This is a genomic window from Nocardia barduliensis, assembly GCF_013315795.1.
GTDB classification, from domain to species: domain Bacteria; phylum Actinomycetota; class Actinomycetes; order Mycobacteriales; family Mycobacteriaceae; genus Nocardia; species Nocardia barduliensis.
In genome coordinates, this window is the sequence record NZ_JABLTE010000168.1 from 1 (window position 1) to 11,238 (window position 11,238).

An 11,238-nucleotide genomic window follows, 5' to 3' on the forward strand; every position below is an offset into this window, starting at 1 on the left:
CGGCCGCCGCTTGCTCCTTCGTCGCTTGCGCGGCGGCCGCGCAAACGCGAGCCGGGCCGCGAACGGCGGATGCTCGGTCTCGCTTCGCTCGAAACCTGGAGTTCAGGTGCGCTGGGCGCGTGGGTGGCGGAGGGTGGGGCATCGGGAGTGGCTCGAAGCAGTGTCGGAGTGGGGCATTGTGTACGCCTCGGTGTGCTCGTTGTCAGGTCGCCGGTTCTTGCCTATGTGGTGGCGTGAGCGGCGGATGCTCGGTTTCGCTTCGCTCGGAACTTGGGGTCGAGGTGTGCTGGGCGCGTGGGTGGCGGAGGGTGGGGCATCGTGTGTGGCTCGGAGCAGTGTCGGTGTGGGGCATTGTGTGTACGGCTCGGTGTGCTCGTTGTCGGGTCGCAGGTTCTTGCCTATGTGGTGGCGTGAGCGGCGGATGCTCCGTCCGCTTCGCTTGTGGCCTGGGGTGGGTCGAGCCGTGCGTGTGGGGTCGTGTGTTGCCCGAGGTTCGGAGGGCTGAGCGTCCGGTCGGCCGGTGCTCGCTGGGCGCGTTCTGTGCGGCGGTTGCCCGGACGTGCGCGGCCGCTGAACGGCGCGGGTCGTCTCGCTCCGCGCGAAACCGCGGTTGATGTGGTCGCGACGGATTCGACCACGGGGTCGCGCGTTCGCCGCGCGTGCGGTGCGCGGGGACGCCGGTGTGCGGACCTTCGATTTGACGGTGTAAAACAACGCGTTACCGTGCAGGTATGAGCGAGCGAGTGGAACCGGTTATCGACCGGAGTGTGGTGGATGGGTCCCGGTACGAGAAGCACGGCGGGTTTCCGAAGGTCACGCCGGCGCGGGTCGGGCCGAACTTCGGCGGATTCGTGGACGCCATGCGGACGTTGCAGGACCTCGCGGTGTCCGTTGACGCGCCGGACGACGTCTTCGGGGTCGCGCAGGCCAAAGCTCGCGAGCTGATCGAGCTGCTCGAGCCCTACCGCGCACCGGAGTTGCAGGGCCCGGCGGGCCGGGCTGTCGAATTGCCGGGGCGGGGGAGCCTTCTGCTGTTGCCGTGGCAGACGGTCGAGGCGGGGCCGGACGGCATCGTGATGACGGGTGTGTTCCGCCGGTTCCATCTCGGCGGCAACGGGGCCGCGCACGGCGGCGTGCTGCCGCTGCTGTTCGACGACCTGCTCGGCATGATCGTGCACTACGCCGGACGGCCGATCAGCCGCACCGCGTACCTGCATGTGAATTACCGCAAGATCACTCCGCTGGAGACGCCGCTGACCGTTCGCGGGCGGGTGGACCGGATCGAAGGGCGCAAAACTTTCATCACCGCCGAATTGCTCGATGAGCAGGGCGATCTGCTCGCCGACTGCGAAGGACTGATGGTCGAGTTGCTGCCGTGGCAGCCATAGCCGGGTGAATGCTGGCGCGGGTGCGTATAGTTGCCCTCGCTCGTTCATCGAATTCGATCCGGAGGAACCTGAAAGTGGTTGCAGCACTGTCTGAATCCCTGCTCGACGACGCGAAGCGCCCGGCTTTCCTTGCCGACGCCGTCGAGGTTCTCGACGCCGAGGTCTCGGACAAGGGTGGTGCGTCCGGCCTGGCCGTGAAGGGTGGCTACGCGGCGGTCAAGAAGATCAGCCCGTCCATCGTGCCCGATGCGCTGGAGTCGTTGGCGCCCAAGTTGGTCGCTCAGCTGGAGCCGTTCTGGCAGGAGTACGCCGCGTCGGGCTCCGGCAAGTTCGCCGACCTGCTCGTCGCCAAGTCGGACGAGGTCGCCGAGGCGTTGCTCGCCGTCACCGACGCTCGGGCCGAGTCCTCCACTCGCCCTGCGCTGCAGAAGGTCTACTCCTCGATGCGCTCCTCGGCGAAGAAGCACGTCGTCGAGGCGCTGCCGCGGGTCGGTGACCTGATCCAGAAGCACGCTGGCTGATTCCCGCGTCGTGTCAGATCTGCAGCGCCTGCGGCGCTGCGTGTTCGCGGCCCCCGCATGGCTCGCGTTTGGGTGACCACCGCTTGCGACTTCGTCGCCGACGCGGCGGCCACACAAACGCGAGCCGGGGCGCGAACGAACCGACCCCGGCCGGCGACTTCGTCGTGGACCACCCGGACGCGAGCGGCGTCGCATTCAGAGCAGTGTGCGATCACACAGTGTGATTGCGAGCCTCCCGGCGGCGACTTCCAGGCGTCTGTCTGCCAGTCTGGAGGCGTGAACCCGTCTACAGCACAAGCGCAGGTCGTCGTCGACGAGCTCGTGCGCGGGGGCGTGCGTGATGTCGTCCTGTGTCCCGGCTCCCGGAACGCTCCGCTGGCCTTCGCCCTGCAGGCCGCCGACGCGGCCGGGCGGCTGCGCCTGCACATGCGCATCGATGAGCGAACGGCGGGTTTCCTCGCTGTCGGGCTCGCGCTGGCCAGCAGGCTCCCGGTCCCGGTCGTGATGACCTCCGGCACCGCGGTGGCCAACCTCGGGCCCGCCGTGCTGGAGGCGAACTACGCCAGGGTTCCGCTGGTGGTGCTCAGCGCCAACCGGCCCTACGAGTTGCTCGGCTCCGGCGCCAACCAGACCATCGAACAGTTCGGGCTGTTCGGCAGCCAGGTCCGCGCCACCATCTCGCTCGGGCTCGCCGAGGAGGAAGCGGGCGACGCGGGCCATCCGCCCTACGGCCAGCAGAACAGCCAGTGGCGCTCCGCGGTCTGCCGGGTGCTGGCCGCGGCGCGCGGCACCCGTTCCGGCAACGCGGGCCCGGTGCACTTCGACGTTCCGCTGCGCGAGCCGCTGGTCCCCGACCTCGGGCCGGGCGAGTCGGCTCCCGCCGGTCGCGCGGGCGAGTGCGCTTGGACCGAGACGCAATACGCGACCCTGGACGTGCCGCTGGATATCGATCTCACTCCGGACACGGTCGTCATCTCCGGTCACGGCGCCGGGTTGCGACCGGAGTTGGCGGTCCTGCCGACCGTCGCCGAACCCACCGCGCCGATGCACGGCCCCGCCCTGCACCCGCTCGTCCTGCCCCTGCTGCGGCCGAAGCAGGCGATCATCACCGGCCGTCCCACCCTGCACCGGCAGGTCTCGAAGGTGCTCGCCGACCCGGACATCCGGGTGTATGCCCTGACCACCGGCCCGCGCTGGCCCGATGTGTCCGGCAACGTGGTCGGCACCGGCACGCGCGCGGTCACCACCGGCACGCCCAGCGCCCGATGGCTGGAGCACTGCCACGAACTGAACGCGAAAGCCGACCAGGTGGTTCGGGCAGAACTCGCCCGGCACCCGAAACCCACCGGACTGCACGTCGCCGCGGTGGTGATGGACGCGCTACACGACGGTGACCAACTCCTGCTCGGCGCCTCCAATCCGGTGCGCGACGCCGCCCTGGTGTCGCAACCGCGTCCTGGCGTGAAAGTGCTGTCGAATCGCGGTGTGGCCGGTATCGACGGCACCGTGTCCACGGCGGTCGGCGCCGCGCTGCACCACGAGGGGCGCACCATCGCGCTGATCGGCGACCTGACCTTCCTGCACGACGCGTCCGGCCTGCTCATCGGGCCCGGGGAACCGCGGCCCGCCGATCTGACCATCGTGGTCGCCAACGACGACGGCGGCGGCATCTTCGAGCTGCTCGAACAGGGCGACCCGCAGTACGCGGGGGTGTTCGAGCGGGTCTTCGGCACACCGCACGGTATGGACCTCGCCGCGCTGTGCGCCGCCTACCGCATCCCGCACCGGCAGGTGGATCCGCAGCAGCTGGCCGTCGAACTGACCGGGCACGCCCATGGCATGCGGGTGCTCGAAGTGGCCACCGAGCGGTCCAGCCTGCGCGAACTGCACGCGACGGTGCGGGCGAAGATTCAGCCCTGACCGGCCGGGCGGTCAGTAGTCGAGGTCGTCCTCGGGGTGGTCATCGATCGGTACCGCGATGGACTGTTCGATCACGTCCGCCGGGTTCGCCTCCAGGATGTCGCGCTCCAGGATCGCCCGTCCGACGGTGTCCTCATCCTCCGCGAGGTCGTCGGCCGGTATCGGCTGCTCCGGGTAGGCCGGAACGGACTGCTCGGCGAGATCGGCCTCCGGGACCGCGTCGGCAAGGGGATCTGACATCGTGCGCTCCTCTCCACGTAGGCCTCTCGATCGGCATACCCGTCATGGCACGCCGCAATCGAGGGGGACGATCGACTCCGACAGCATCGAGGATGCCCGGGGCCGGGCCGCACGGCAAGCATCGGCGCGTCAGTGTTGCGGCACCTCGTCGTCCCGCGGCGCCGTGCTGTTCGCGGGGTGCTCGACCAACGCGAGCGTTCGCCCGGCCATGAACCGCGCGGTTCGCACCGCCGTCCCCGATCGCGTCACTTCGCTGACTTCGACCACGCCACGCGCGATCCGTACTTCGACCCGCCGCCCCGCCCGGGTAGCCGCGATCTCGTAACTGCGAGACCCGTCGCCCACGTCGACGACGATCTCCACTCGATCACCTTTCATCTACCAATTGTCCGCTTTTCCAGCGTTTTTCGCCGCTACGAGTGGGTAACGGCGGGCGGTCTCGCGCCGCCGAAACGGCCCGGTCCCGTGCGCGACAGGGACCGGCCCGGCCGCGTTATGGACAGACTGGCCGCATCGCATCGAAGACGACCTCGGCGCTGCCCCTTCGCGGTGTCGGCCGTTGTTCGGCGGCGCGTTCGCTCGATACCGATGAATTTCGCTCAGCTGGGGCGTCTACACAGTTGGACATAATCCCCGCCACAGGAGATCCGATGAATCCGGAATTCGATTTCGCACCGGCCGCTCTCGCGTTGTCGTCCGTGGTCGGCGGCATCACCGACGACCAGCTCGGCGCGCCGACGCCGTGCGCCGACACCACGGTCCGCGATCTGCTCGCGCACGTGGTCGATCTGACCGAGGCATTCCGTCAGTCGGCCACCAAAGAGGCCGTCGGCGGTTCGGTCGAGCCGCCTCCGCCCGCCGAGCGTGTCCTGCCCGAGGATTGGCGCGAGCGTATTCCGGCCCAGCTGGATGCGCTGGTGGCGGCTTGGCGCGAGCCCGCGGCCTGGGACGGCGTGACGGAGGCGGGCGGGGTGAGCGAGCCAGCCCCGGTGATGGCCAGGATCGCCTTGGACGAGGTGGTCGTGCACGGGTGGGATCTCGCGAAGGCCACCGGTCAGCCCTTCACCTGCGATGCAGGCGATCTGGCGACTCTGCTGGACATGCTGCGCGAGACCCCCGCCGAAGGAGTGCCCGGTCTGTTCGGGCCGGTGCAACCGGTCACGGCCGACGCGTCCGTCTTGGAGCGGGTGCTCGCTTTCACCGGCCGCCGTGCCGACTGGACCGCGCCGGACCGGGGAGCGGTGCTCGGCTAGTCGAGATTCGGTCCGGGCCTCGCGGTGACGAAGGCGCCCGCGCTCACGGCTGCGACCGCCGCGCGGGCGGCCGTCTGCGCCGCGTCGTCGTCGACGGGGTCGCCGCTGGCCAGCAGACGGTAGTAGAGCGGGGCCGACACCGCGGACAGTGCCGCGCGTGCGTCGGTGCCCTCCGGCGCTTCGCCGCGCGCGATGGCCGCCGCCACACAGGCCGACCATTCGGTGAGCCGGACGTCGTAGAAGCGGCGCAATGCGGCCGCGGCGGACTCGTCGCAGGTGGCGGCCGCGATCACGGCGCGAAAGAGCCTGCCCTGGCGTGGATCGGACAGTGTCCGCGCGACAAGGCGGGCGTTGGCGGTGAGATCGCCGAGCAGCGAGCCGGTGTCGGCGTGCGGCTGCGACTGCTCGGCCATGTCGACCAGCAGGTCGGCGATCAAGCCGGTGGGTGTGCGCCAGCGGCGGTAGACGGTGGTCTTGCCGACCTCGGCGCGCGTCGCGACCTCGGCGAGGTCCAGGTGGGCGAAGCCGCGTTCGGCGAGCAGGTCGCCCGCGGCTCGCAGGACCGCGGCGCGGACCCGCGCGGTTCGTCCACCGGGTCGAACCGATCCTGGCGTAGCCGCTTCCAGCTCCATAACGGGACTCCAGTTTCATTTGAGCGCGAACGGGTGTACCGTTCCGGTTGTTAATGGAACTATAGACCCTTTAGGAGTGTGGCTCGATGAACGTGGACGGACAGATGGAGTACCGGCGGCTCGGAGCGTCCGGTCTGCATGTCCCGGCTCTCAGCTTCGGCGCGGGCACCTTCGGCGGCCGGGGCGACCTTTTCGGCGCTTGGGGCGACACCGACGTCGAACAGGCGCGACGGCTGGTCGACATCAGCCTGGACGCGGGCGTGAGCATGTTCGACACCGCCGACGTCTACTCCGACGGCGCCTCCGAGGAGGTGCTCGGTGCCGCTGTGCGGGGCAGGCGCGACCGAGTGCTGCTGTCCACCAAGGCGACGTTGCCGACCGGCCCTGGCCCGTGGGACGCCGGTTCCGGGCGTGCCAGGCTGGTCGGTGCGGTGGAGGCGTCGCTGCGCAGGCTGGGCACCGACTACATCGATCTCTTCCAGCTGCACGCCTTCGACGCGGGCACCCCGGTGGAGGAAGTCGTCGGCGCGCTGGACGATCTGGTGCGCGCGGGCAAGATCCGTTACGTGGGCGCGTCCAACTTCGCGGGCTGGCAGCTGATGAAATCCCTTGCCACGGCGGATCGCACCGGTCTGACCAGGTATGTCGCGCATCAGGTCTACTACTCGCTGGTGGGGCGCGACTACGAGTGGGAACTGATGCCGCTGGGCCGCGACCAGGGTGTCGGCGCGGTCGTCTGGAGTCCGCTCGGCTGGGGCAGGCTCACCGGCAAGATCCGGCGCGGACAACCACTTCCGGAGGGCAGCCGGCTGCACCGGACCGCCGAGGCCGGTCCGCCGGTGGACGAGGAGAAGCTCTACGACGTGGTCGACGTGCTCGACGAGCTGACCGCCGAAACCGGGAAGACCATCCCGCAGATCGCCCTGAACTGGCTGCTGCGCCGCCCCACCGTCGCGACCGTCATCGTCGGCGCCCGCAACGAGGAGCAATTGCGCCAGAACCTCGGAGCGATCGGCTGGGAACTCGACGCCGACCAGATTGCCCGCCTGGACAAGGCCAGCGCCACCACCCCGCCCTACCCCTACTACCCGTACTACCGCCTCCCGGACTTCACCCGCCTGAACCCACCCGCGGTGTGACCTGTCAGTCCGCCCGGACAGACGTGGCGGTGAAGCCGAAATCCCCGATCGTGATCACGGCCGGACCGCCCAGGCGGTCCAGGTCGTACATCGCCTCGCCGAGGTGGGTGGACATCAGGTCCATCCACCACTCCCATGGAGATTCAGGCCTGCCCTGCAGAGCGTCCGCCGCGATCTTGCGGTAGTAGCCCAGCAGTGCCTCAGGGGCGAACTGCATGGCCACCGGCGGAGTCAGCGCCGCACCATCGCGCTCGATGATGTACGGAACACCATCCCGAACGAGGATTTTCAATCCCTCCCAGTCGCCGGCTCGAACGATGGACTCCGCAAGCTGATCGTATGTCGGCTCATCCACGGCAAGCCTTTCCTCCTGGGTAGGCGGTGATAATCGCTCCGTCGCTACCAACGATAACGGTGGGATCGACTGTCTTCGCGATCTGTCCGGTGACGTGGTTGACAAGGTAAATTTGACCGGAGTAGCAGGTCTTGCCGCCTCCTGCGGGCGCGGTCCGGTCGGGTGTGTCAAGAGATTTCGCTATGGCGAGATCGGCGATATCCCGCCAGTTCTTCCCTTCGATACCAGCTAGATTCTGCCAATCCTGCAGATGTCGACCTTGAATGTGACGAAATCCCCAGCCATCAGTGCCGCATTTCAATGTCGCCTTGCTTTAGGTCGCAACGACCTTGTCCTGTCCGGACGATACCCCGCACGCACCCCATACCTGCGATGCGTGGGTCGGCGCGGAAGTAAAGATATAGGCGAAGCCTGCGACGGCGGCAAGGATACCGGCCGTCAGTGAAGTGCGGATATTCATCGCTCCCCCATCATGTGTATGCACCCGTCAAGGCGGGCGATGCCTGGATCGGAAGGTGACGTAGAACCCTTTGGTTCAACGCCGCCGCGTCGAAACGCAAGTCCGATCAAAGGTTTGGACGGCACCGGATGCAGTGCGGTTGCATACTGTGATCGCAATCACAGCATTAGTGCGGATAGGGAAGCGGCGATACGAGCTGTCAGTAGACGTCTCGGACGTAGCGCTTTTCGGCGACGAGTTGCTTCTTGAAGGCCAGCGCGCCGTCCTCGTCGAGTTTGCCGTGGATGCGGGCGATCCGCAGCAGTGCCTCGTCGACGTCCTTGGCCATGCGGCTGGCGTCGCCGCAGACGTAGAAGTGGGCGCCGTCGCGCAGCCAGGACCACAGCTCGGCGCCGTGCTCGATCATGCGGTGCTGGACGTAGACCCGCTCCCGTTGGTCGCGGGAGAAGGCCAGGTCGAGCCGGGTCAGGAAGCCGGAACGGAACATGTCCTCCAGCTCGGCGCGGTAGTAGAAGTTCTGGGCCGCGTGCTGATCGCCGAAGAACAGCCAGTTGCGCCCGGTGCAGCCGAGGGCCCTGCGCTCGTGCAGGAAACCCCGGAACGGCGCGATGCCGGTGCCGGGTCCCACCATGATCATCGGCGCGTTGGGGTCGGCCGGGGGGCGGAAATGCGGTGCGCGCTGCAAAAAGATCGGCACAGCCGCATCGGAGACCCCCGCCCGGTCGGCCAGGAAGGTCGAGCACACCCCGCCGCGCCGCGCCGCCGATCCGGTGGCCGCCGGGTCGCCGTAGCGCACGATGCCGACGGTCAGCTCCACCTCATCCGGGCTGACCAGCGGACTCGACGAGATCGAATACTGGCGCGGCTGCAACTTCTTCAAGGTGCCGAGCCACTCCACCAGGTCGGCCCGGACCGGGAAGTCGCGCAGTACGTCCACCGCTTGCCGATCCCACAGGTAATTCGCCAGCTCGTTGCGGTTGTCCCGGCGCAGCAACTTGGCGAGCTTGTCGCTGTGGTTGCGTTCGGCGAGGAAGCCGAGCAGATCCTGACTGATCTTGGTGATGTCGTAGTGCGTGCGCAACGCCTCGGCCAGCGGTACATCACGCTCGTCGACCTCGACGACCCGGCGGCCGTCCAGCCCGGTGGCGGCCAGCCATTCGGTCACCAGCGACGTGCAGTTCACGGGCCAGACGCCCAGCGAGTCACCCACCTCGTAGGCGGCGTCCAACTCGCGCAGATCGAATCCGAAGCGGCGCACCTCCTTCGGTGATCCGGCCGCGGAGAGCAACTCGTTGCGCACCAGCGCGGCCCGCACCGGAGCGGTGCGGGTGAACGGCGCGGCGGCGGTGCGGGTGCGGCCGAGCGCCGGTGCGGCGGTGGGCAACTCCACCGTGGCAACGCCACCACCGTGGGGCACGGGCCGCCTCGAGCCGGTTCCCCCGCGCACCGGCAGGTCGACGGGGGAGTCCGGCTGCTCGACCGGGCCGTCGCCCAACGCGGCGACCACGTCGTCGAGCCAGCGCCGCGCCGCGTCCTGGTAATCGGGTTCGCTGTCGACGCGCGGAAGCAGACGGGTCGCGCCCAGCTCGGCGAACTTCCGGTCGAGCTTGCGGCCGTAACCGCAGAAGTCGTCATACGAGGAGTCGCCGAGGGCGAATACCGCGTACCGCACACCGGTCAGCCGCACGACGGCATCGGACAGGCGCTGCCAGAAATCGGCTCCGTTGTCCGGCGGACCTCCGTCGCCGAAGGTGCTGCTGATCACCAGCACGTCGCCTGTGATCGCGCTCAGCTCGCAGGAGTCCAGGTCGAGCAGCCGCGGTGGGAAACCGCGCTCGGCGAGATGCGCCGCGACGGTGGCGGCGAACTCTTCGGCGGTGCCGGTCTGCGAGGCCCACAGCACGGTGACCGTCCGAGCGGCGGTGGCCACGCCCGCCGTCGCCATCGTGCCCGCCGCACCGCGCGAGTACATGCCGGCCAGCAGCCCGTCGACCCACAGTCTGCTGTGCGCGGACATCGGCGCCGACTCCGGCAGCACCGGCTGACCGGTCACCGGAAGCGCCTGCAGCGCGGCCAGATAGCCGCTGAGGTAGATCCGCTCGGTCTCGCTGAGCGTGGGCGCGGTGCCGCTGTCGAGGCCGAGCACGGCCGCCAGCGGGTGGGCCGCCTGCGCTGCGGGAGTCTCGGGTCGCGGCACGGCGGCCACCCGGCGCAGCGCCACCGCGCACGCCTTGAACTCCGGTTGCAGCGAGGCCGGGTCCACCGCGTCGTTGGTGACCGCGTTGATGGTGAGGTATTCGCCCTGCTCGTCGTTCCAATGGAACGGCACGAAGCAATCGCCCGGCCGCACTCGGTCGCTGACCTGCACGGGCAGCACGGCCCGGCCCCGGCGCGAGGCGATCTCGAGCTGGTCGCCGTCGCGCAGCCCGAGCCGCTCGGCATCCGCGGGGTGCACCTCGACGAACGGCGTGCCGTTCAGCTTGGTCAGCTTGTCGATCTTGCCGGTCTTGGTCATCGTGTGCCACTGGTGCTGTAGACGCCCGGTGTTCAGCAGGAACGGGTAGTCGTCGTCCGGCATTTCCTCCGGCAGCAAGTGCGGCCGCGGCCAGAACACCGCGCGGCGGCTCGGCGTGGCGAAGGCCAGCCGAGGTCGGTGGCCGTTCTCGTCGGTGAACAGCGTCTGGCTGACCCCGTCGTTGACGTACCGGATCGGATTGCGCCTGCGCTCCGGCTCCGCGCACGGCCACTGCATCGGCCCCTCGCGCAGCGCCTCGTAGCTCACGCCGCGCAGGTCGTAGCCGGTCGCGGGATTCGCGAATCGCTTGATCTCGGCGAACACCTCGGCGCTGGTGGCGAAGTCGAAACCGGGAAAACCCATCGCGGTGGCGATGTCGGCGATGATCCGCCAGTCCGGCCGCGCGTCGCCGGTGGGCGGCACCGACTGCTGCAGCAGGGTGAGATTGCGCTCGGAATTCACCATCACCGCGTCGGCCTCCGCCCACAGCGTGGCGGGCAGCAGCAGGTCGGCGTAGGCGTTGGTCGCGGTCTCGGTGTAGGCGTCCTGGGCGATCACCAGTTCGGCCGCCTCCAACCCCGCGATCACCGTCTTCCGGTTCGACACGGTGGCCACGGGATTGGTGCACATGATCCAGGCCGCTTTGATCGACCCTTCGGCCAGTTCGCGGAACATCTGCACCGTGCCGGGCCCGGCTTCGGTGCGCAGCGTGCCGGGCGCCAGTTCCCACACGGTCTCCACGAACGCGCGGTCGTCGGCGGAGAGCACGCTGCGCTGACCGGGCAGGCCGGGACCCATGTAGCCCATCTCCCGCC

At 69.0% G+C, this 11,238-nt stretch carries 11 protein-coding genes; 5 read left to right on the forward strand and 6 right to left on the reverse strand.

Annotation, left to right across the window (positions count from 1 at the left end):
* The first annotated feature begins 731 nt into the window (after window positions 1–731).
* From HOV91_RS36630 to menD, 3 genes are all read left to right on the forward strand, one after another.
* Window positions 732–1,388 carry a PaaI family thioesterase gene (locus tag HOV91_RS36630; RefSeq protein WP_174189788.1) on the forward strand — a complete coding sequence of 219 codons (657 nt, stop codon included), beginning with the start codon at window positions 732–734 and terminating at the stop codon, window positions 1,386–1,388.
* Window positions 1,389–1,462: 74 nt separating this feature from the next.
* Window positions 1,463–1,909, forward strand: a complete 447-nt coding sequence (locus HOV91_RS36635) for a DUF6918 family protein (RefSeq protein ID WP_043698964.1) — start codon at window positions 1,463–1,465, stop codon at window positions 1,907–1,909.
* A gap of 276 nt (window positions 1,910–2,185) precedes the next feature.
* Window positions 2,186–3,829, forward strand: a complete 1,644-nt coding sequence (gene menD, locus HOV91_RS36640; protein ID WP_174189789.1) for a 2-succinyl-5-enolpyruvyl-6-hydroxy-3-cyclohexene-1-carboxylic-acid synthase — start codon at window positions 2,186–2,188, stop codon at window positions 3,827–3,829.
* Window positions 3,830–3,841: 12 nt separating this feature from the next.
* Here the strand turns inward: menD and HOV91_RS36645 are convergent, their stop codons facing one another.
* The gene (locus tag HOV91_RS36645) at window positions 3,842–4,069 is read right to left on the reverse strand and encodes an Rv3202a family protein (RefSeq protein ID WP_174189790.1); all 228 of its coding nucleotides are present in this window, start codon (window positions 4,067–4,069) and stop codon (window positions 3,842–3,844) included.
* A 129-nt stretch (window positions 4,070–4,198) separates the two neighbouring features.
* Entirely contained in the window at window positions 4,199–4,447 is a 249-nt protein-coding gene (locus HOV91_RS36650; protein WP_174189791.1) for a DUF8836 family protein, read from the reverse strand.
* Window positions 4,448–4,719: 272 nt separating this feature from the next.
* Here HOV91_RS36650 and HOV91_RS36655 point away from each other — a divergent pair, with 272 nt between their 5' ends.
* Window positions 4,720–5,322, forward strand: a complete 603-nt coding sequence (locus HOV91_RS36655; protein ID WP_174189792.1) for a TIGR03086 family metal-binding protein — start codon at window positions 4,720–4,722, stop codon at window positions 5,320–5,322.
* Here the strand turns inward: HOV91_RS36655 and HOV91_RS36660 are convergent.
* Window positions 5,319–5,954: a TetR/AcrR family transcriptional regulator gene (locus tag HOV91_RS36660; protein WP_174189793.1), complete on the reverse strand. Its 636-nt coding sequence runs from the start codon at window positions 5,952–5,954 to the stop codon at window positions 5,319–5,321. The two genes, HOV91_RS36655 and HOV91_RS36660, sit on opposite strands and share 4 nt — an antisense overlap.
* 104 nt (window positions 5,955–6,058) lie before the next feature.
* Between HOV91_RS36660 and HOV91_RS36665 the strand changes: the two genes are divergently transcribed.
* Window positions 6,059–7,093 (forward strand): aldo/keto reductase, encoded by a 1,035-nt coding sequence (locus HOV91_RS36665; RefSeq protein WP_174189797.1) that lies wholly within the window; start codon window positions 6,059–6,061, stop codon window positions 7,091–7,093.
* Window positions 7,094–7,097: 4 nt separating this feature from the next.
* Here HOV91_RS36665 and HOV91_RS36670 read toward each other — a convergent pair whose 3' ends face one another.
* The 3 genes from HOV91_RS36670 to HOV91_RS36680 form a co-directional block, all read right to left on the reverse strand.
* Window positions 7,098–7,448: a hypothetical protein gene (locus HOV91_RS36670; RefSeq protein ID WP_174189794.1), complete on the reverse strand. Its 351-nt coding sequence runs from the start codon at window positions 7,446–7,448 to the stop codon at window positions 7,098–7,100.
* On the reverse strand, window positions 7,441–7,749 hold the full coding sequence (locus HOV91_RS36675; protein WP_174189795.1) for a hypothetical protein: 309 nt from the start codon (window positions 7,747–7,749) through the stop codon (window positions 7,441–7,443). Before HOV91_RS36675 ends, HOV91_RS36670 begins: the two co-directional genes overlap by 8 nt.
* A gap of 358 nt (window positions 7,750–8,107) precedes the next feature.
* Window positions 8,108–11,238, reverse strand: a 3,131-nt coding sequence (locus tag HOV91_RS36680) for a bifunctional nitrate reductase/sulfite reductase flavoprotein subunit alpha (protein ID WP_174189796.1), incomplete at its 5' end; no start/stop codon positions are given.